Annotated in this window: 17 protein-coding genes and 1 pseudogene; 9 read left to right on the top strand and 9 right to left on the bottom strand. The window is 57.3% G+C overall.

What is annotated here, in order from left to right:
* The first annotated feature begins 47 nt into the window (after positions 1–47).
* The 3 genes from sufC (at position 48) to ACVWY8_RS11375 (ending at position 3652) form a co-directional block, all read left to right on the top strand.
* Positions 48–863, top strand: a complete 816-nt coding sequence (gene sufC / locus ACVWY8_RS11385; RefSeq protein WP_457394991.1) for a Fe-S cluster assembly ATPase SufC — start codon at positions 48–50, stop codon at positions 861–863.
* Positions 860–2152 carry a Fe-S cluster assembly protein SufD gene (gene sufD, locus ACVWY8_RS11380; RefSeq protein WP_457394989.1) on the top strand — a complete coding sequence of 431 codons (1293 nt, stop codon included), beginning with the start codon at positions 860–862 and terminating at the stop codon, positions 2150–2152. Before sufC ends, sufD begins: the two co-directional genes overlap by 4 nt.
* Before the next feature lie 360 nt (positions 2153–2512).
* On the top strand, positions 2513–3652 hold the full coding sequence (locus ACVWY8_RS11375; protein ID WP_457394986.1) for an S-layer homology domain-containing protein: 1140 nt from the start codon (positions 2513–2515) through the stop codon (positions 3650–3652).
* Positions 3653–3687: 35 nt separating this feature from the next.
* Here ACVWY8_RS11375 and ACVWY8_RS11370 read toward each other — a convergent pair whose 3' ends face one another.
* A complete protein-coding gene (locus ACVWY8_RS11370; RefSeq protein ID WP_457394984.1) occupies positions 3688–4323 on the bottom strand; it encodes an exopolysaccharide biosynthesis protein in 636 nt (211 codons plus the stop codon).
* 130 nt (positions 4324–4453) lie between these two features.
* On the opposite strand from ACVWY8_RS11370, the gene ACVWY8_RS11365 reads away from it, so the two are divergent.
* The 4 genes and pseudogenes from ACVWY8_RS11365 to ACVWY8_RS11350 all read left to right on the top strand — a co-directional run bounded on the left by ACVWY8_RS11365 (position 4454) and on the right by ACVWY8_RS11350 (position 7024).
* Positions 4454–4879: a hypothetical protein gene (locus ACVWY8_RS11365; protein ID WP_457394981.1), complete on the top strand. Its 426-nt coding sequence runs from the start codon at positions 4454–4456 to the stop codon at positions 4877–4879.
* 193 nt (positions 4880–5072) lie between these two features.
* Positions 5073–5255 (top strand): annotated as a pseudogene (locus tag ACVWY8_RS11360) (ATP-binding cassette domain-containing protein); the annotation flags it as partial.
* Between the two features lie 150 nt (positions 5256–5405).
* Positions 5406–6008: a J domain-containing protein gene (locus ACVWY8_RS11355; RefSeq protein WP_083757641.1), complete on the top strand. Its 603-nt coding sequence runs from the start codon at positions 5406–5408 to the stop codon at positions 6006–6008.
* A complete protein-coding gene (locus ACVWY8_RS11350; RefSeq protein WP_457394978.1) occupies positions 5999–7024 on the top strand; it encodes a hypothetical protein in 1026 nt (341 codons plus the stop codon). The genes ACVWY8_RS11355 and ACVWY8_RS11350 overlap by 10 nt, the downstream gene beginning before the upstream one ends.
* 165 nt (positions 7025–7189) lie before the next feature.
* Here ACVWY8_RS11350 and ACVWY8_RS11345 read toward each other — a convergent pair whose 3' ends face one another.
* From ACVWY8_RS11345 to ACVWY8_RS11310, 8 genes are all read right to left on the bottom strand, one after another.
* Positions 7190–8170, bottom strand: a complete 981-nt coding sequence (locus ACVWY8_RS11345; protein ID WP_414423735.1) for a tyrosine-type recombinase/integrase — start codon at positions 8168–8170, stop codon at positions 7190–7192.
* Between the two features lie 72 nt (positions 8171–8242).
* On the bottom strand, positions 8243–9595 hold the full coding sequence (accC, locus tag ACVWY8_RS11340; RefSeq protein ID WP_414423734.1) for an acetyl-CoA carboxylase biotin carboxylase subunit: 1353 nt from the start codon (positions 9593–9595) through the stop codon (positions 8243–8245).
* A gap of 154 nt (positions 9596–9749) precedes the next feature.
* Positions 9750–10685 (bottom strand): 4-(cytidine 5'-diphospho)-2-C-methyl-D-erythritol kinase, encoded by a 936-nt coding sequence (gene ispE, locus ACVWY8_RS11335; protein ID WP_414382793.1) that lies wholly within the window; start codon positions 10683–10685, stop codon positions 9750–9752.
* A 121-nt stretch (positions 10686–10806) separates the two neighbouring features.
* Entirely contained in the window at positions 10807–11259 is a 453-nt protein-coding gene (locus tag ACVWY8_RS11330) for a hypothetical protein (protein WP_011431474.1), read from the bottom strand.
* 246 nt (positions 11260–11505) lie between these two features.
* Entirely contained in the window at positions 11506–13527 is a 2022-nt protein-coding gene (locus ACVWY8_RS11325) for an FHA domain-containing protein (protein ID WP_414332258.1), read from the bottom strand.
* A gap of 175 nt (positions 13528–13702) precedes the next feature.
* Positions 13703–14245: an FHA domain-containing protein gene (locus ACVWY8_RS11320; protein WP_414374025.1), complete on the bottom strand. Its 543-nt coding sequence runs from the start codon at positions 14243–14245 to the stop codon at positions 13703–13705.
* Between the two features lie 529 nt (positions 14246–14774).
* On the bottom strand, positions 14775–15239 hold the full coding sequence (locus ACVWY8_RS11315) for a hypothetical protein (protein WP_414344699.1): 465 nt from the start codon (positions 15237–15239) through the stop codon (positions 14775–14777).
* Between the two features lie 118 nt (positions 15240–15357).
* A complete protein-coding gene (locus ACVWY8_RS11310; RefSeq protein WP_457394975.1) occupies positions 15358–16569 on the bottom strand; it encodes an acetate kinase in 1212 nt (403 codons plus the stop codon).
* A gap of 233 nt (positions 16570–16802) precedes the next feature.
* Here ACVWY8_RS11310 and serA point away from each other — a divergent pair, with 233 nt between their 5' ends.
* Together serA and ACVWY8_RS11300 are read left to right on the top strand one after the other, a co-directional pair.
* Positions 16803–18383 (top strand): phosphoglycerate dehydrogenase, encoded by a 1581-nt coding sequence (gene serA, locus ACVWY8_RS11305; protein ID WP_414332254.1) that lies wholly within the window; start codon positions 16803–16805, stop codon positions 18381–18383.
* A gap of 76 nt (positions 18384–18459) precedes the next feature.
* Complete coding sequence (locus ACVWY8_RS11300) at positions 18460–19761, top strand: bifunctional folylpolyglutamate synthase/dihydrofolate synthase (RefSeq protein ID WP_457395072.1); 1302 nt, start codon at positions 18460–18462, stop codon at positions 19759–19761.
* Positions 19762–19968: the final 207 nt, after the last annotated feature.

The following is a 19968-nucleotide window of genomic DNA, read 5'->3' as shown; positions in this document are numbered from 1 at the left end:
TTAACTTTTCAGCTCCTGCCCTTCGGTGTCAACCCTAGAGTCTAGCCATGATCCGTGAAAACAGCCCTGTCATCTTATCCGTTCGAGATCTCAGCGCCGAGATCGATGGCACCCCCATTCTCAAGGGGTTGAGCCTGGAAATTCGCGCCGGAGAAATCCACGCCATCATGGGCCCCAATGGTTCTGGAAAAAGCACTTTTTCCAAGATCTTGGCTGGCCACCCCGACTACCGGGTGACAGGAGGCGAGATCCTCTATCTGGGCAAGAATCTTCTGGAAATGGAACCGGAGGAGCGGGCTTGGGCAGGGATCTTCTTGGCGTTTCAATACCCCATCGAGGTTCCGGGGGTGAGCAACTTGGATTTCTTGCGGGCTGCCTACAACGCCCGACAGAAATATCGGGATCAGCCGGAAATGGATCCCCTCGAGTTTGACGACTTCGTGCGGCAAAAGTTGAGCGTCGTCAAAATGGATCCCGCTTTTTTGGAGCGCTCTGTGAACGAGGGCTTTTCCGGCGGTGAGAAAAAGCGCAACGAGATCCTGCAAATGGCGGTGTTGGAGCCCACGCTGGCCATTTTGGACGAGACGGATTCCGGCCTGGATATCGACGCGCTGCGCATTGTCGCCCAGGGCATCAACCGACTGGCCGGCTCTGAGAATGCCATGCTCTTGATCACCCACTACCAACGCTTGCTGGACTATGTTACCCCCGACTACGTGCATGTGATGGAAGGGGGGCGTATTGTCATCAGTGGGGACAAGACCTTGGCGCTGGAGCTGGAGGAACGGGGCTACGACTGGATCAAAACTCAGTCGGGTCAAGAACCGGCAGCTGCGACATCTCGGCAGGAGAAAGAGGGATGAGCGCCACCTTGCCCAAACCTTTTGCCCCAGAGAGCCGCCTATTCCTGGAGCACATCCTCGGCCAAATCCCGGAAAGGCAGGATCCCTACACCACCCTTAGGCAGCAGGCCCGCGCCCAATTGGCCGAACTGGGGATCCCGACCCCACGGGAAGAGGATTGGAAATACAGCGATCTCTCGCCACTGCTGGCCCACAAGTTTCGCCTGGCTGCCGCGGGGGATCCGGCTCTGGATGCGGCAACCCTAGAGCCCTGGCTTTGGCCGGAAGCCAGCTATAGCCGCGCCGTGTTCGTCAACGGCTACTTTGCCCCCCAGCTTTCTGATTTGAGCGGCCTGCCCACCGCTTTGCAGGTGATCCCTTTGGCCCAAGCCCCAGGGGAGTTGCTGCAAACCCTGGCCAAGACGGATGTGTTTACGGCCCTCAACACCGCTCATCTGGGAGATGGGATCCAGATTGGCCTACAGCCCGGCCAGGAAGTTCCGTCACCGCTGCACCTGCTGTTCATAACGGTGGCTCCTGAGGGAGAGGCCGTTTTGGCCCAGCCCCGCTGCCTGCTGTCTTTGCAAGCCCACAGCTCCCTCACGCTGATCGAAGATCATGTATCCCTGGGATCCGGGATCCCCTTTGGCAACGCGGTTACGGAGATCGCCCTGGCAGAGGGATCTCGTTTGCACCATGTGATTTTGCAAAGGCAGGGATCCCCAGCCTTCTACATCAACAAGACCGCCGTGCGCCAAAGCCGCAACAGCCACTACCGCCTCCAGGCCATTCAGTGGGGATCCCGGTTTTCCCGCCACAACCTGGAGATCACCCAAGCCGGAGCCCAGGCCCACACCCAACTGCAGGGGCTAACGCTGCTGAAGGGATCCCAGCACAGCGACACCCACTCCCGCTTGGTGCATCAGGCCCCCCACGGCAGCAGCCGCCAATTGCACAAGTGCATTGTGGACGAGACGGCCCATGCGGTCTTCAGCGGACGGATTCTGGTGAGCCGAGAGGCCCAACTGACGGACGCCGCCCAGACCAACCGCAACCTGCTCCTAGGCCCCAAAGCCCGGGTCGACACCCAGCCGCAACTGGAGATCTTTGCCGATAACGTCAAATGCGCCCATGGGGCCACCGTCAGCCAACTGGAGGCGGAAGAGATCTTTTATCTGCAAAGCCGGGGTATTCCCCAAGCTGAGGCCAGGCAACTCCTCACCTGCGCTTTTGCGGCAGAAGCCCTGGAAGGGATCCCGTTGGCTCAACTTCCCGCCCTGGTGGCCCGCCAGTTGGCTGGGATCCCGTGAATCCAATCAATTCCAATAACAATAATAAGTTGTTGCTCCCCCATTACCCTCAAGAGTGACCAGACTTGGGCGTAATGGATAGGCAGCACTGACGCGACAGAGATTTAGGGGTTTCCTTATCAATCCTCTGCAGTTGCGTTTTGCTGCAAATCTTAGGTTAGAAACGCTCAAATTACCTCAGAGCAAGGGTTTCCGCCATTGTCATCACTGAGGAAATAGCCAGAATAAAAGTAGCCATCGACCCAGCAATGGGCGCTACGACAACTCGGTGAACGAACGATGTTTCCCTCTCTTTTAACTCCACGTGCAGCAGGCATACTCCTATCGGGAGCTGTCTTGGGCATCCACTGCCAGGTGGCCATGGCCGCCCCTTTTCGCGACACCTTTGGTCACTGGGCCCAAGCCTACATTGAGACCCTCTCCGCTCAAGGAGTGTTGAACGGCTTCCCCGATGGCACCTTCCGCCCCAATGAGCCGGTGACCCGCGCTCAGTTTGCCACCATTGTCAATACCGCTTTCCGCCTCCGCAATACCTCCGGTACTTTCATCGGCTTCCGGGATGTGCCCCCCACCCACTGGGCAGCCAGTGCCATCTCGACGGCAGCGGCCAACAACTTAGTCGCAGGCTTTCCTGATGGCACCTTCCGTCCTGAACAGCCCGTTACCCGCACCGAAGCGCTGGTGGTTTTGACCAACGCCATTGGCAACACGGGAGCGATCCCAGCCGCTCAGCCCAGCGATCTCTTCAGCCGCTACCGAGATGCGGCAGCCATCCCCAATTGGGCCCTGGCACAACTTGCGGCGGCCAACCGCGCCGGGTTGATCGTCAATTATCCAGACCCGATGCTCTTGGAACCCAACCGTCCCGCCACTCGCGCCGAGGTAGCAGCCTTCACCCACCAGGCCATGCTCAGCCGGGGATCCTTGGTGGCGCAAAACCCAGGGGGATCCCTCTCCGGTTCCCAGCCAGGCTTTGACCTGCGCCTTTCCACCCTAGCGGCGGGCACCCTGATGCAAACCACCACCCCCTTCAACGAGCGCCTCTTCATTGCCCCCAACGAAACCCGGCCCATGTCTTTGATCGTCCGCAACCCGATTCGCAACGCCCAGGGGGATATTCTGGTGCCTTTTGGCTCACGGGTGGATGGCCGCTTTGAGCCGGCCCCAGGGGGCACCCGTTTTGTGGCGGAAAGCATTATCGTCAACAACCAACTGTTCCCCTTGGCTGCCCAATCGGACATCATCCACGATGTCAAGGATCCCCGCTACACCACCACAGGCAAAATCATTCAGGATGCGGCCATCGGTGCAGCAGCAGGCGCTATTCTCGGCTTGGTAACCGGAGACAATGCCATTGCCACAGAGGAAGTGCTGGGGGCAGGGGTGGCCGGAGCGGTGATCGGCAATGTAACGGCGCCGCAGGTGGTGGTGCTGGATCCCAATCAGGTGATCGAGTTGCGCCTCACTCAGGATCTGGCGCTGGCCCCGACATCCCGATAACCGGTGCAAGGCCGGAATAAGCGGTGTCGGCACGGCTATCTCCCCAGCCAATCCAAAAGGGTTGTTCCCCCCAACCACAGGCCGATCAAAATGGAAGTGGTCAGCAGTCCTCCTGCTACACAGATCAGGGATCCCAAGCTGCACAGGATCCCGTCTTCTTCCAGGAGGCCAAAGGCGGTGACGAAAACCCCCATTGCCGGCAGGGTGTTGGTGCCTGGAACGGGGATGATCATGGAAATCCCCATCAAGCCGATCCAGGTGCCCAGCCAGACTTGGCCGAGCCGTGTGGTGCAAAGCTGCTTCCAACGGGGGCGGGCAATTTTTTCAATACGCTGCAGCCACGGGATCCCGGCCTGCGCCCACTTTTGAAATTGCCTCCGCTCAACAGAGGTCTGCAACACCCATTTCGGCAGCCAAGGAGTGGTTCGCCCTGCCAGCATTTGTGCGGCCAGCAACAGGATGACCACGCCAAAGGGAGTGGAATAGCCGGGAGCCGGCAGAGGCAAAGCAGAAGGGAAAGAGAGCACCGCCAAAAACAAGCCAAAACTGCGCTCGCCCGCCAGTTTTAGAATGTCTTCGATGCGGATCAACCCTTCCGGGGAGGGTTCGGGTTGCTCTGGGCTCTCGGGAAGGCGGGAAAACCGGGCTAGCTCTTGAGACAGACGGGCCATAGAGGGGGCAGGGCTGGAGCGGGCAAAGTTTGGCAACGGGTGGGCACTACCTGGAGGGCCAACGATAGCCTACTGCAAATTCAAGTTGTGTTGGATATCTTGAGCAAAGGGGTGGTTTCGGAGAGGTGACATGCTCGGTGACAGGTTCAAGAGGGCCGTAAACATCAGCAGCCTTGAGCGACAGCAGAAGGCTCCGACTCAGTTCCGCAAAGGGGGGCGTGGGCTGGGATGGCTCCTGTTGCTGGGATCCCTGTTGATGGTGGGGCACGGTGTGGCCCTGGCAGAAGCGCAGTTGGAGGTGGGCACTTCCACCACCCTATCCCCGCAGGCAGCTCCGCCGGTGTTGCCACCCCCCCCTGTGGGAGTCCGACAAATTTCCCTGGATACCGATCCCGAGCAAACCGCCGATATGCCCCTTTCCTTGATGGCTGAGCAGGTACTGGAGGCAGTGTGCGAAGCGCAAATTGATGCTCAGCGGGCCTTGGCTCTCATGCCCGACCTGAGCGAATCCCACATCCGTGCTGCCTGTCCGAAGCGGCTGATCCCCAAAAGCTGAAGGGGCGGCCCCAAGTTGGCGCTGAAAAGTAGCCGGAAATACGTTCACTGCCAAGGAAAGGTGGTACTCAACCTGTGTACCTCTTTCTTCAGAGAGCCTTCCATTTATGATCAGCCTTTTTATGAGAGAGCCTGTCTGGTAGGGATCCTGGCGGGGGAACTCAACCGAACAGGCAAGCTGGGGGCGCTCTAGCGTGGACTTTGAACTACGGGCCGGGGAGATTTACGCTCTCCGGGGGGAGAATGGCGCCGGGAAAACCACCCTGATGAACATGCTGGCGGGCCTCTACCAGCCGGATGCTGGCGAGATTCGCCTGCGGGGCCGCCCAGTGCGGATCTGCTCCCCACACCAAGCCATCCAACTGGGCATCGGTATGGCGAAGCTTATGTGGTGCAAAGCTTTACAGGTACCGGCAACATTGTTACACTGACCTAAGATTGTCTGCATCATTGTGCAAATAAATTCACAGACAGCCTATAAGTTTTGTGCGGATCTACACTTGGCATCACTGACTTGAGGGGAAGCCATGCCCAAAAAAGCCGCCAGCACAAAACCAAAAACAACTAGGGCAACCTCAAGAGAAGAGACCAAGCCCGATCCGCAAGGGGCGATTGCTGCAGAAATCCAGCGCCTTTCCGATACCTACGGCATCTCTAAGGAACTCCTGGAGAATTTTGCGCGGTTTGTGGTCAGGCAGCTACAGCCACCGCCTCGGTTGTCTGTCAAAGAGCTGCAGAAAGCGATTTACAACCACTTTGGCGTTAAAAACGCAGCCGAGCTGAGAAAGTCAGCCAGCTTCAAACTGGCAACCAGCGGCATGGGCAAGCTGAGCTTATCCAACATAGACGATTTGGAGCGCATTTATCGTCAGCACATCGGGATCCTTCCCAACGAAGAGGGGGAAGAGGGGTATGGCTGCATCAACGGGATCAACATCTTCAAGTACGACTTGCCATGGCGGGTTTTTGGACTTGACCCCGATCGAGCTACCAATGAGGACATCAAAGCTGCCTTTTATCGCCTGAGCAAGATCTACCATCCCGATTCTCCAACCGGGGATGACAAAATTTTCCAGCGATTGACTCTCTTCTACAAAAGCCTTACGGAGAAATTTGAGCAATGGCTATAGTCTATGTTTCTTCAAGCAAGCTCGCCGAATTTTTGGGTATCAGCCTTGAGGAACTCAGGGAGATTGAAGCCTACTTTGACAGTATCCCTGATGATGAGTGGGAACTGGTGGAAGGTAAAGACTATCGCGTTATCAACAAAAGTTCGGGGCTGAGAGAATACACGCAGTCTGGTGCTTACGCCATTTTATCCTTTTTAAGGTCTAGGTCAGAGCAAGGTCGTAAGTACTCTACAGACACAAGCATTAGCACAAGCATTAGGAATTGGTTCAAGGAAGAGTATCGCAAGAGTCAGAAGGCTCTGGTGGATCATAGGATCCTCGAAAACAGCTCCTCTCTGGTCAGAAGACAAGATCAGTTTTGGCTATCTCTTCAAGATGTTGTGACGATCTTTGGAACTCGAACTGATTACCTTAAGAAAGCGCTTGAGATTGCATCAAAACAAAGTAAACTCATCAAAGACGTTCATTACACACGCTTTGGCAACGACGACACTGTCTACCTCTCTTTGCGAGGCATCTATGAGCTTGCCAAGATTATGGTAGAAGTCCTCAAGCAAAACCACAGAAAAGACTGGTGTCGAGATGTTGGCGAACGCATTGAACCCCAGATTCAGGCAATCGTCAAGACAATCCAGGATAGACAAAGGCAGATAGAAAGAGCAAAAGAGCTTGCAAGAAGAAGGGATAAAAATCTCTGTAGAGTTACTCGAAAAACAGCCAGTAGCCTAACGGTTCACCATCTCTACTCTGAAGCGCACTATCCAAAGATTGCAGCAAATCTTTCCAACCTGATTACTATAGCCAGCGAAGTGCATAGCCACTTTCATCAGTGGATGGGAGGTTTCAACGAGCCATGTACAATTGATGACTTCATCAAGTATGTTTTGGAATACTATCCTGAGAACAAAAACCTGATCATCTGGTTGGGACAACAGAAGGCCAGTCTTGGGCCGCAGTTGCCCATTGGCAAGGGGAGAGAGCATGTGCTCTACATTCCTCTCCAGCGTGTAACTTGAAATAACCCATTGGTTATCGGTTGTTTTCAGGTCATTCCAAACCACCTTAGTCAGGTTTGTCCGTCCTTGAGGATCGTTGATCTCTTTTTGGGGATCCCTCTTTCTGCGAGCAATCCGCGTCTGTCTCACTGGAAACGACAGAGGCCATAGTACAGCCAGGGATCCCTAAACCAAGCCCTGATTTAAGATCTCGCGGGAACGGGCGATGGCTGCTCTCAAGTTGGCCCGCTGGGTGTAGCGCATCGTCATGGCGGCAGTTGTGTGGCCCAGCAGGTGCTGGATATGTTCGGGGGCAACGCCGCGATCCAGCAACAAGGTGGCAAAACTGTGGCGAAACTGGTGAGGGGTTTGATGTCCCGGCTCAGGCTCGGTTAGCTTGAGCACAATATGCCGCAGGCCATCGTAGGTGAGGGGGCGCCCCCGGTAGGCCAAGCAGCGAGATTGGGAAACAAACAAGGGATCCGTCGGCGCGCACGGGCCCCGTTCTCGGCTCAGATACTGTTGCAACAGCTCGGAGAGGGGATCCCCTACTGCCACAGCGCGGGGTTTGCTCCCCTTGCCACAGCGCACTTCCAACAGGGATCCCTCAGGGCTGATTTGAAAATCTTGAACGGTTAAGTCCAACAGCTCCTGGGCCCGCAGCCCGCACTCCAGCATCAGGCGAATCAAAGCCGCGTAGCGCAGAGAATGGTTTTGGGCCCGCTGCAACACCCGCTGCAACAACAACCGATCCAGATCGCGAGGCAAACGAGCGGGTAGGCGGGCAGGTCGAATGGCTTGGGTGGGCAGGGGATCTTGAAGGTAGCCCCGTTGGCTGGCCCATTCAAAAAATTGTTGCAAGGCCAACCGCTTGAGGTTGTAGGTGGCCGGGGAAGCGGGCGGATGGATCCGCTGGCCAGAGCGGCTTTGGAATGGTCGCCCTTTCAAGCTGTTCAAAAAGGACTGAACGTGGACAGGCTGCACCTGGGGCAGCGGCACCGGGCAAGTTTTGGCAAACTGCTCCAGAGCAATGCGGTAGGTACGGCGGCTGGCAGGGGCCAGATCCCGCTCCCGCTCCTGCAAAAATTGCGCCGCCAGATGGCTGAGACTGGGAGCAGGGCCGCTCGGTTGAGTCTGTCGAACCTGACCAGGTCGGGGATCCCTCATCTTTAGCCCACTGGCAACCCTCAACCAACTCTATCCTTCCCCTGCGAGCAAGCTCCAGCTTGGACTCGGCCCCTACCCCGGCATCAAATGCTGAGCGATGAAGTCCGTGTACACCTCGCCCCGCAAAAAAGCCTCGTGGCGCAGGATCTGCTGGTGGAAAGGGATCGTGGTGGGCACCCCAGTGATGGCACATTCCCCCAAAGCCCGCTGCATGCGGCGGATGGCTGCTGCCCGGTTAGGCCCCCAGACGATCAGCTTGCCCAACAGCGAATCGTAGTAGGGGGGAATGGTGTAGTCGGTGTAGATGTGGGAATCCATGCGCACCCCCGGCCCCCCAGGGGGCAAATAGGCACTGATCGTGCCCGCGCAAGGCCGAAACTGCTGCTTGGGATCCTCGGCGTTGATGCGGCATTCGATGGCATGGCCCCGCAACTCCACATCCTTCTGGCGAAAGGTGAGGGGTTGACCTTGGGCAATGCGAATCTGCTCGGCAATCAGATCCAGCCCGGTCACCATCTCAGTAACCGGATGCTCCACCTGGATGCGGGTGTTCATCTCGATGAAGTAGAACTGGCCATTTTTGTCCAGCAAAAACTCCACCGTGCCCACCCCCACATAATTCACCACCTTGGCCGCTTTCACCGCCGCTGCTCCCATGCGGGCGCGCAAGCTTGCAGTCAAAGCCGGGCTGGGGGCCTCTTCCAACAGCTTTTGATGCCGCCGTTGAATGGAGCAATCCCGCTCGTACAGATGCACCACATTGCCCTGACTATCCGCCAAGATCTGAAACTCCACATGACGGGGGCGCTCGATGAACTTCTCCAAGTAAACCCCGCCGTTGCCAAAGGCTGCTTGGGCTTCCCCCTGAGCGGTGCGCAGCATCTTCAGCAGCTCCTGGGCATCCCGCGCCACCCGCATACCCCGCCCCCCGCCACCGGCGGTGGCTTTGATGATCACGGGGTAGCCGATTTTCTCCGCCAGCTTCACTGCCTCCTCCTCAGAGGTGATCAACCCGCGGCTGCCCGGCACCGTCGGCACCCCCACCGCTTGCATGGTCTCGCGGGCCGTGGCCTTGTCGCCCATCTTGCGCATCGCCTCTGGCGAGGGGCCGATGAAGATCAAGTTGTGGTCGGCACACATCTCGGCAAATTTGGCATTCTCCGCCAAGAACCCATAGCCCGGATGAATGGCAGTGGCCCCGCGGGTGAGGGCTGCCGAGATGATGTTGGGAATGTTGAGGTAGCTTTTGGCCACCGGGGCATCTCCTACGCAAACAGCCTCGTCCGCCAGTTGGACGTGCAGGGAGTTCTGATCCGCAGTGGAGTAAACGGCCACAGTTCGGATCCCCATTTCCTGACAGGTGCGGATGATGCGCAGGGCAATCTCACCCCGGTTGGCGATCAGGATCTTGGTGATGGGCGGCATGAGGGAGGTTCAGAGCAGAGAGATAACTTGACCGCTAAAGCCAGCAGTCTGTGAACGCAAGGTTAAGTTTAGGTGCTCATCCTACTATGCCAACCAGAGGGAAGAATAGAGAAGGCTGGTGGGGATCCCACATTCAGCCCATCCAGTCGACAACCTAGGTAGGACTGAGGCTACAGGGATCCGGCTGCAGCAGAATCCCAGTGGGGGCAAACTGCGTCACCCAAAACTCTACATCCTGAAACTGGTGACGCAGGGTGTTGCGCACTTGGGCGGCCAGCTCCAGGCTGGGCATGATTCCGAAGACCGTTGGCCCCGACCCCGACATCAGGGATCCCAGGGCCCCCGCCGAGAGAAGAGCTTGGCGCAGTTCCCCTACAATCGCGTACTCCGGCAAAACCACCTGTTCCAAGTCATTGCGCAAACTCCTGGCTAACGCCGGCGGATCCTGACGGCTGAGAGCCGCCAACGCCTGCGGCAAGGTGGGCAGTGTGGGTTTGGGTAGGGCATCCCCTCCCAAGCTCCCCTGACGAGAACGAAAGGCTTGATAGGCCCAGGCGGTGGAAACCCCCAGGTGCTTGGGCTTGGCCAGCAGCACAGGGATCCCTTCCCAATCGGCCAGCGGCTCCAAAACTTCCCCGCGCCCGGTGGCCAGTTGCGTTCCCCCCTGGATACAGAAGGGAATGTCGGATCCCAAGCGGGCTGCCAAACTCTGCAACTCTCCCACCGTCAGGCCCAGCCCCCACAGTTGGTTTAACCCCACCAAAACCGCCGCCGCATCAGCCGAGCCCCCCGCCAAACCTGCTGCCACCGGAATGTGCTTTTCGATGTGAATCTCCACGCCAGCGGCAGAGTGACACTCTTTTTGCAGCAGCTCAGCGGCTTGATAGGCAAGGTTGCGGGCATCTGCAGGCACTTCTGGACGATCGCAGGTGAGGTGGATCCCGTGAGGACGGCACTTCAACTGCAGGCGATCCGCCAAATGAATGCTCTGCAACACCATCGCCACCTCTGAATACCCATCAGGACGGGAGCCGAGGATTTCCAGGTAGAGGTTGATCTTGGCGCGGGCAATCAGGGTACAGGCTTGCATGGGGCAAAAATCTGGGTCAGCAACAAGTCTCAACTCCCCTTAGCCTGCACAGACCTGATCAAAACACAGACTTATCCGGGGAGGTCTCCCAGCCTGATTCTAGCGGCAGTGGATCCCCTCTCTAGCTGCCAGAGCGAGGCCATGGCCCCAGCCACTCTCCACCGCGAAAGCGCCAGCGGGGAAACAAAATGCGCATTACCACCCAAGCGCTGAGGTAAAGGCAAACCCAGACCACACTGTAGTGGAGAATAAAATCTCCCAAGTCAAACCGTTGGGTTGGGATATAAGGAAGACCCACCACCTTCAAGACTGTACCCAAAAAAAGCCCTTCCCAAATGCCGGCCAAAAGCTGAAGGATCCCAGGCCAATCGTGATCCCACATCCACCCCATCAGGTAGTTATAAACAACATCCCAAACACAGCCAAACAGACCTACGTAGAACAGCACCCAAAAATAGGTGAGGCTGCCGCCATGTCCAGTGATCCCAAAATAAAAGGGTAAACTTGCCAAAACACCAACGGTGGCCAATAAGAAAATGCGAGTTTGCCAGCGGCCAATCAAGGTCGGAGTCATTTTTTCCTCCCGCAGTTTTGCCAATCGAGATCATCAGGATCCGTGTCGCTCCCAGTATGTTTGAGGGAACCTTCTGGCCCTCACCCCCAACCCTTCCCCCTTTGGTATAGAAGAGTTGGGGATCAACGCAACACCCCTTTCACCAGGTTCAACGGGATGGGGAATAGCCATGATGTGTCGCCAACAATAGCGTTGATAACCATAAACATCCGGCAAAATCCAGGAGCGTTGCCCAATGTCGGCAAGCTAGGGGCTGATGTTTAGGGCCCACTTGCACCATTGCCACAGGGATCGGATCCCTTCTAAGCCTTTGACCCCCGGTGCCCGCAGTCGAGCCAGGTGTTCCACCGAGCGATGGGCACAGTACTGTAAACCCAAAAACGTATCCACCGGCGCATAGGGCCCGCCCAAGGTGATGATCCCAGCGGCGTACATTCGCCCATCCCGGTTGCGCATCTCCACCAGCTCAAAGTCGTTGGAGACATGCAAGCGCCCATGAGGATTGAGGGGCAGGTTGTAGTGGGTAATTAGATCGTTGAGGAGAGGATTGGTCATGGGATCCGAAACCAAACCCGTACAGTCGATAACGAAATCGGCCTCCACCTTTAATTGCGTGTTGTTGTGGGTACCTCGAATGTAGGTTACCGGCTTACCCTTGTCGCCGGGAACCACCGACTCCACCTTGCCGAACACAATCGAGTACCAGCCCTCTCGCAACCCTTGCCGCACGATCCGCCGCCATTTCCGCCGACTTGCTGTCGTGGTGCCGCCCCAAGCTTCCAGCAGTTCGCGCCGTTCCAGGGGGGTCGCCGCTTCCAATTTGGCACGCAGAACTCCTCCCCAAGTGCCCTTGGGCCAGTTGAAGGGCTGAAACTCCCAATGGTTATCCACTGCCCGTTTGGCTCGTCCGAAGCGATTACCGCTTTTGGGCGCACGGCTCAGATGCACCACCGAGATGCGGGGGTTGACTTTGCGGGCTTCGTAAAGGCGTTCCATCACCTGAGAGGCGACGATCCCAAATCCCCGAATTAGGACGGTGCCACCTTGTTTCTCCAACTGCTCATAAACGTGATCATGAGGCTCATAGCCGTGTACCACCGATCTCAAATCTCCTGTTTTTTCGCGAAACTCCTGCAGGTCGTTGAGCAACTTGATGGCCGGATATCCAGTTGCCAAATGGAGATACTTGGCCACCATAAAACGGTGATCCGTATGGCCGGGCCGCGTTGCCGAATAGGCCACCACATATCGCCCATCCTCCGTTTTGCGAATGGCGCGAATATGGCCGTAACACAACATTTGCTCCCAACCAATTCGGGCTGCCTCCCGATCCATTGAGGCAAATACATCCCCCGCCCGCGGCGTATAGGTATCTGCCAACAAGGGCTCACTAAATACCTGCCACAAAAAGCCGAGTGCTTCCAACAATCGGCCGGAGAAAAAGGAACGCCAAGCATCCCGCAGAGCATAGCCAGGCCAGCCCCAAATGTTGTCCGGGCAAGAATCGGAGCCAGAGCGAATTCGCTTCCAGCGGGGGATCTGGCAGTTGGTCAAAAGCCGTTCATACCGTTCGTAGGGTTTGCGGGCAATGCTGATGACGCGGATGTGTTCCGGTCTGACCCCGTAGATGCGCAGGGTATCCACCCAGACAAAGCTGCCGATACCGCCGCCCAAGGCCAAATAGAGGGTCTCCTCCACAGGCAGTCCGGTGGCTTTGAGGGCGCTCAGGGCAATTTGCTCAGCTCGAAACAAATCCGGCGGCGGAAAATCCGAGCCAGGCCGCACCTCGGGAAGCTGCTCTGGGGCGAAAACCACCGTGGAAGCCGGGGGAACCTCAAATGCGGTGTCGGGTTGGGTGGCCGGGCGAATCAGTTCGGTGCGCGGCTCCAGCAAAAGAGTAGGGGTGGCGGTCAGAAGGGTGGCATTGGGATCCCTGGGGGACACCAAACCCACGGTGATGCTGTAGGGGCCAAGCTCCACCACTTCTCCCCCCTGGAGCACCCGGCGTGCCTGACGGATTTTTTCCCCATTGATGCGGCTGCCGTTGGCACTGCGATCTTCATAGATGACCTGGCCATCCTCACCGAGATAGACGAGGGCGTGATAACGGGAGATCTCCTGGCTGGCAAACACAGCCCGCGCCACTTCTCGACCTTGCCATTCCTGTGGCAATTGGGCCAGCTCCCTGCCCAAGGCAAGAGGCAATGGAAAAATCAGCTCCTGCTGTTCTTCGGTGATGGGATCTTCCCAGCTCAGTTGAATTTGCATAGCTTCTCCTTACCTTTACAAAGATCATGAAGAGGCCATTGAGAAAACACAGAACAGCGCGACCTCACAGGTCACTTTTGGTTTGCCCGGGATCCCTTTTTTCTATCCCCCACGGACTTGGATCAGCCACTGGGATCTGTAAGAAGAATTAAGAAGAATAGAAAGGGTTGGTCCTCTAGAGAGGAGGTTGTGGGGCTTTGCCAGCTTCTGGAGGAGGGATCACCAAGGTAGCGCTCAAAACCAAATGTCCACAGTAGGGACAATTCTGACCCTGATATTCTGGGGGCAGGTAGTGAGGGTTTTCCAGGCGGCTGCACTTAACCTTGAGGGTGTCCAAAGTGCCGCGGCTGAGGAGATCCCCCTGATCCTTCCTGGCCACTTCTATAGACTTCACCCTCAGCACAATGTGCCCCAACTGAATTTGGCTATTGGCCTCAAGCGCAGGCTCCTCCTGAATCATTTTTCGGCCATTCACCCAGACAGGGTTGGGCTGCTTAGGAGGCAAACGATCCCGAGTTAAGTTGCGAATGTGAAAGTTTAAGGTTTTGGGATCAAAATAAAGCCCGGCGTGAACTCCTGAGACCGAGCGAGTTGGGTCATTGAGCACCACATCGCAGCTGGGATCCCGTCCAATGGTAACCAGCTTAGAGGGGACAGGCGAAACCGTTTGCGATCGGCGCCGGTCGGCCTCGGTCCATTCTAAAGTGAGTTGACACACGATCCCATTCTCCACAGTTCAGCGCCTCCATTCCCTAGATCGGCTTCAGCATATCCAAAGGTCAGCTTGGGGAAAGCAGAAGATGTCTTTTTCGTCAAAATTGTTATCTTTTTGGATAACTATAACCTACTCCCCTGACCAAAGGCTTGCGCTGATCCGGATCACCTGAGTTGGGATCTCCGAGTTACATTCCTGCTGGAGACCGTGCCCAAACGCTCCGCGCCGCTTCCGCGACCACCCTCAGCTCCTCTTCCAGAGGGAGAGGGGAGCCAGACGGAAAGGTTTCATTCATGATGTTTAGACCATGATGTTTAGAGTGACTACATACTCGACTTTATCCCCACCCGATTTGAAGCAACAAAACTCGATCTCCTCAGGAACGGCGAGGCCGTTCAAGTTTGACCGAGGTGGCCTGATCCCTTGGCCGGAAGCCTCAGAAATCCACCTGAGAGATAGGGCCTAGAGTGAGTTTTGAGTTTCTGGGGATCCTGCAAGACTAGTATCCTCTGTGTCTTTATCCAAACCGTTTTCAAAGCACTCCAGTAAATGTGAAACTGCCGCTGCCCAGCCGCTCCTGCCGATCGAACACACTGATGGTGAGCTGATGGGATCCCGTTTGAGTGAGGGTAAAGCGATTCTGGGTCAGGGTCAGCCCTGTAACGGTGCAGGTGGTCGCCCCAACGAAGCAGCCGGGCAACTGAGCGGCATCAAAAGCTCCCAGAGTTACGAAATTGCCCAGTGGGGTGGTGACGGAAGCCAAAAAGGCGTTGGAACCCCGGATCCCGGCAGGGGCCTCTACCCGAAAAGACACCACAAAGGTTGGAGTTTGCCCCACCAAGACGGTGCGCGGAGAGAGATCAGTAATGGTGAGGGATGGAGCAGGTATGGGAGGCGGCAGGGGCAGAAGATCGCTGCTGCCGGTCGTGCCCCCACACCCCACCAGAACACTGCTCAGCAGCACCAGCAATGGGATCCGTTCATGCCTTCGCTGCATGGTTTTCCTCCACTCCAAAAGGTCTTCTTTTTTTGAGCTTATTGTCTAGAGTTTGTCTCCACCAAGCCAGTGGGCGGAAAGGAGAGAACCTGGCAAGCAGCGGCCTGGGATCCTTCGTCTATTCCCCTTGCAAAAGGTTTTGGCAAGCTGTGGCAATGGCCCAGTCCTCTTGGGCTGAGATCACCAGAACCCGCACCGGAGCATCCGAAGTGCTGATATCGCAGTTGCGGGGGGATCCGGCATTCAAAACCGGGTCGATCTGGATCCCTAAAAAACCTAGGTCTGCACAGGCTGCCGCCCGCACCGGTGCTGAGTTTTCCCCAATCCCCCCAGAAAACACCAGCGCATCCAGCCGATCCAAGCTCATGAGCATCGCCCCAATCTGGCTGCGCAGACGGTGGACAAACAGATCGAAAGCCAGCTCCGCCCGGGCATGGCCTGCCTCCATTGCCTCCAACACAACCCGCATATCGCTGCTCAGGCCGGAAACGCCCTTCAACCCCGATTCTCGGTTCAAGATCCGATCCAGTTCATCCACACTCATGCCCTGGCGCAACTGATGGATCAAAATGCCCGGATCCACTGACCCCGACCGGGATCCCATCATCAAGCCCTCCAGGGGGGTGTAGCCCATGGTGGTGTCCACACTTCTGCCCCCGCGAATGGCCGCCAACGAGCAGCCGTTGCCCAGGTGACAAGTGATCAGCCGCAACTCCTCCAGGGGTCGGTTCAAGATCTCGGCAGCGCGACGGGCGCAATGCTCGTGGTTGATGCCATGAAACCCGTAGCGGCGGATCCCTTGTTCAGCCCAAGCGTAGGGAAGGGGGTAGAGGGCTGCGGCCAGAGGCATTTGCTGGTGGAAGGCGGTGTCGAAAACGGCCACCTGAGGGATCCCCGGCAACAGTTGCCTTAGCAGACGGATGCCAGCCAGCGCGGCAGGGTTGTGGGCTGGGGCCAAGGGGATCAATTGCTCAATCGCCCTCTCCACCTCTGGCGTAATTAAGGTGGGCTGCCGGTACAGGGATCCCCCATGCACCACCCGATGGCCGACGCCGCCGATCTCAGCCGCCTGGGAGAGCAGGGATCCCTCCCCTTGCCAGAGGCTTTGAAACAGCGGGGCCAGTTGGCCGATCCCTCCCTCAGGTGAAGCGGAGGGAAAAGATTCCCACCCACCGCCTCGCCGACGAGTCTGGATGAGGGCCTCCCCCGGCTTGTAGGTGAAATCCACCTGGGCTTGCCAGATGGGCGTGGCCTCCACCCTTCCCTCAACCGTCAGAAATAGGGAGGATTTGAGGCTGCTGGAACCGGCATTGACGACCAGAATATTCACAGCGCGTCTTCGTTGGCCTTCGCACTGCTGGGCTTAAGGCCTATAGCCCGCTTGCTTGAACAGAGCGGTTGACTACCCTGCCGCTAAGGATGACCATAGCATTAAAGCCCTCCTGCAGCTTCCTGAGGCCAAGGCGAACTGCGTAGCAGTAGGACGGAGCTTTAGACCCAATTTTTTGGGTAATCTGTTCCCCTACTTCTGTTGCCCTCCATCCCACTGGACTAACGCTGCTTATGCCCAGAGTCATCGTCACAGATCCCATCGATCAGGCGGGGATCGACATTCTCTCCCAAGTCGCTCAGGTGGATGTGCAAACCCAGCTCACCCCAGAGCAGTTGATCGCGGTCATCCCCAACTACGATGCCATCATGGTGCGCTCCGGTACACGGGTTACCCGAGAGGTAATCGAGGCGGGGACGAACTTAAAAATCATCGGGCGGGCGGGCGTTGGTGTCGATAACATCGATGTGCCCGCCGCAACCAAAGCCGGGATCCTGGTGGTCAACTCCCCAGAGGGCAACACCATTGCCGCTGCCGAGCACGCCATTGCCTTGATGATGGCCCTCTCCCGCCACATACCCGATGCCAATGCCTCTCTGAAGTCGGGCCTGTGGAATCGGCAAGAGTTTGTCGGCGTAGAAGTCTACAAAAAAACGCTGGGGATTGTCGGATTGGGTCGGATTGGATCCCATGTGGCCCAGATTGCCAAGGCGATGGGGATGAAGCTGCTGGCCTATGACCCCTATCTATCCGTGGAGCGGGCCGAGCAACTGGGGGTGCGCCTGGTGGACTTCACAACTTTGGTGCAGGAATCGGACTACATCACCTTGCACGTTCCCAAAACCCCTGAAACCACCAACCTGTTCAACGCCGAAACCTTTCGCATGATGAAGCCGACCGCTCGCCTGATCAACTGCGCCCGCGGCGGTTTGGTGGATGAACAAGCCCTGTACGAAGCCCTGAAATCCGGCCAAATTGCCGGAGCGGCTTTGGATGTATTTGCCAACGAGCCCCTGAAGGACTCCCCGCTGTTTTCCCTGGGCAAAGAAGTCCTGCTCACTCCCCACTTGGGGGCCTCCACCGAAGAAGCCCAAGTGAATGTGGCCATTGATGTGGCCGAGCAGATCCGCGATGTGTTGCTGGGGCTGCCGGCCCGCTCTGCCGTGAACATCCCCGGCCTACAGGCAGAGGTGCTGCAAAACCTCAGACCCTACCTGGACTTGGCCGAAACCCTGGGCAACTTGGTTGGCCAATTGGCGGGGGATCGCGTCAACCAGTTGGAGATCCGCCTGCAGGGAGATCTGGCAGAAAAAGATGGTCAGCCGATCGTCATTGCCGCTCTCAAAGGGCTTTTGACGCTGGCGCTGCGGGAGCGGGTCAACTACGTCAACGCCTCCATCGAGGCCAAAGAACGGGGCATTCGGGTGGTGGAAACTCGAGATCCCTCCTTGAAAGATTATTCCGGATCCCTGACGTTGATTGCCCACGGCCCCAATGGGATCCGCTCGGTTTCGGGGGCGTTGATTGGGGAGCGAGAGGTGCGGATTACCCAGATCGACGAGTTCCCGGTGAATGTGCCCCCTTCCGCCAACATGCTGATGACCCTGCACCGGGATATGCCGGGAATCATCGGACGGATTGGCACCCTGCTGGGAGCCTACAATGTCAACATCGCCAGCATGCAGGTGGGGCGCAAGATCATCCGCGGCGATGCAGTCATGGTGCTCAGCTTGGACGATCCCCTGCCGGATGGGATCCTAGAAGAGGTGCTCAAGCAGCCGGGCATCCGTGACGCTTTTGTAGTGAACCTCTAGAATTGTTGATCCCTAGAAAAAATCCCAAATCTCACCTACCCTGGCAAGACGGAGTCTTTGCTTGAACCAGAGCAACTTGTCCCTAACCCTGTCCCAGATCCCAGACTGGGATTGGCCGGCCTTTCTGGAGTCCCTGGGCCATTTTGGTGTGGATCTCAGTCTGGAACGCATGCAAGTCTTGCTGCAGCGTCTAGGACAGCCCCAAGCTGGGATCCCGGCCATCCACGTAGCCGGCACCAACGGCAAAGGATCTGTCTGTGCCTGGGTCAGCCACGTGTTGTGGGCGGCAGGCTATCGTGTGGGCCGCTACACCTCTCCCCATTTGGTGGACTGGCGGGAACGGATTTGGCTGAACGGGGAATACATTTCCGCCAACGACTGGAGCCAAGCGCTGGCCCAGGTGCGAGACTGCCTACAAACCTATGCCCCTGACGAGGCTTCTCCCACCCAGTTTGAGGTTATCACCGCTGCCGCTTGGCTGTACTTCCGCTGGCAAAAGGTGGATGTGGCAGTGATAGAAGTGGGCCTGGGGGGGCGGCTGGATGCTACCAATGCTGGGATCGAGCCAGTGGTAACGGCTATCACCTCCATCGGCTGGGATCATTGGCAGCGCTTGGGCAACAGCCTTCCCCAAATTGCCTCTGAAAAGGCGGGTATTCTCAAGCCAGGGATCCCGGCAGTGTGCGCACCCCAAACTCCAGAGGTCACAGCAGTTATCCAAGCCAAGGCAGAGCAGTTGCAAAGCCCCCTGAGGGTGGTCGACCCTCTACAATGGTCAGAGCCTCAAACCGCCCAATGGCGAGGGCAGCTCCTCACCCTGCCCCTCAGCGGCGATGTACAACTCACCAATGCGGCAGTAGCTCTTGCCGTTGTAGAAACTCTACAGCAACAGGGCTGGCGGATCCCGGATGCCACTGTAGAAAAAGGATTTGCCATCACCCGTTGGCCGGGGCGCCTACAGCGGGTGCAGATTGGATCCCGCCAGTTGCTGATGGATGGAGCCCACAACTTACCCGCTGCCCAGGCTCTCCGTCGCTATCTGGATAAGTATCAACCTGGCCCCCTCACCTGGTATGTGGGCATCCTCACCACCAAAGATGTCCAGGGCATTCTCAGCACCCTGCTGCGACCAGGAGATTGCTTTTTCGCTCTGCCAATTGCCGGCCACTCTGGGACGGATCCCGAGCAACTTGCTCAGCTAGCCCAGACTCTGCAGCCTCATCTCGCCTCGGCACGGGCACTGCCCAATCTCTCCGCTCTTCGGGCTCAGTTGCTCAAGCCGAAAAACCTCACTGAGCCACCAGCTGTAATCTGCGGATCCCTGTACCTATTGGGCCAGGTGATGCAGGAATGTTTGGGATGGGATCTAGCCTGTTGAACTGACAGGTGAAACCTTATGCAAAACCTGAGCTCCTCTCTTATAAAGAGAGAGGAGCTATGAACAAAAACTAGCTCTCAACCACTATCACTTGATCAAGATACTCTCCTACTGATTGGGTTAGGGTGGTGGGCCTGGCACCGAGCTAGGTTGCCAGCAGGTCGCCCTGCCAGTAGGTTCGCCGCTGATGCGTTTCACGTCCGAGTT

The organism is Thermostichus sp. OS-CIW-32 (assembly GCF_054060415.1).
Note: the sequence above shows the minus strand (reverse complement) of the source record. Positions and strands in the feature narration are given on the sequence as shown.

What these genes read in the sequence shown, in the direction of transcription:
- sufC (WP_457394991.1), top strand. Translation starts at nt 48, where the DNA reads ATGATCCGTGAAAACAGCCCTGTCATCTTATCCGTTCGAGATCTCAGC.
- sufD (WP_457394989.1), top strand. Translation starts at nt 860, where the DNA reads ATGAGCGCCACCTTGCCCAAACCTTTTGCCCCAGAGAGCCGCCTATTC.
- ACVWY8_RS11375 (WP_457394986.1), top strand. Translation starts at nt 2,513, where the DNA reads ATGGCCGCCCCTTTTCGCGACACCTTTGGTCACTGGGCCCAAGCCTAC.
- ACVWY8_RS11370 (WP_457394984.1), bottom strand. Translation starts at nt 4,323, where the DNA reads ATGGCCCGTCTGTCTCAAGAGCTAGCCCGGTTTTCCCGCCTTCCCGAG.
- ACVWY8_RS11365 (WP_457394981.1), top strand. Translation starts at nt 4,454, where the DNA reads ATGCTCGGTGACAGGTTCAAGAGGGCCGTAAACATCAGCAGCCTTGAG.
- ACVWY8_RS11355 (WP_083757641.1), top strand. Translation starts at nt 5,406, where the DNA reads ATGCCCAAAAAAGCCGCCAGCACAAAACCAAAAACAACTAGGGCAACC.
- ACVWY8_RS11350 (WP_457394978.1), top strand. Translation starts at nt 5,999, where the DNA reads ATGGCTATAGTCTATGTTTCTTCAAGCAAGCTCGCCGAATTTTTGGGT.
- ACVWY8_RS11345 (WP_414423735.1), bottom strand. Translation starts at nt 8,170, where the DNA reads ATGAGGGATCCCCGACCTGGTCAGGTTCGACAGACTCAACCGAGCGGC.
- accC (WP_414423734.1), bottom strand. Translation starts at nt 9,595, where the DNA reads ATGCCGCCCATCACCAAGATCCTGATCGCCAACCGGGGTGAGATTGCC.
- ispE (WP_414382793.1), bottom strand. Translation starts at nt 10,685, where the DNA reads ATGCAAGCCTGTACCCTGATTGCCCGCGCCAAGATCAACCTCTACCTG.
- ACVWY8_RS11330 (WP_011431474.1), bottom strand. Translation starts at nt 11,259, where the DNA reads ATGACTCCGACCTTGATTGGCCGCTGGCAAACTCGCATTTTCTTATTG.
- ACVWY8_RS11325 (WP_414332258.1), bottom strand. Translation starts at nt 13,527, where the DNA reads ATGCAAATTCAACTGAGCTGGGAAGATCCCATCACCGAAGAACAGCAG.
- ACVWY8_RS11315 (WP_414344699.1), bottom strand. Translation starts at nt 15,239, where the DNA reads ATGCAGCGAAGGCATGAACGGATCCCATTGCTGGTGCTGCTGAGCAGT.
- serA (WP_414332254.1), top strand. Translation starts at nt 16,803, where the DNA reads ATGCCCAGAGTCATCGTCACAGATCCCATCGATCAGGCGGGGATCGAC.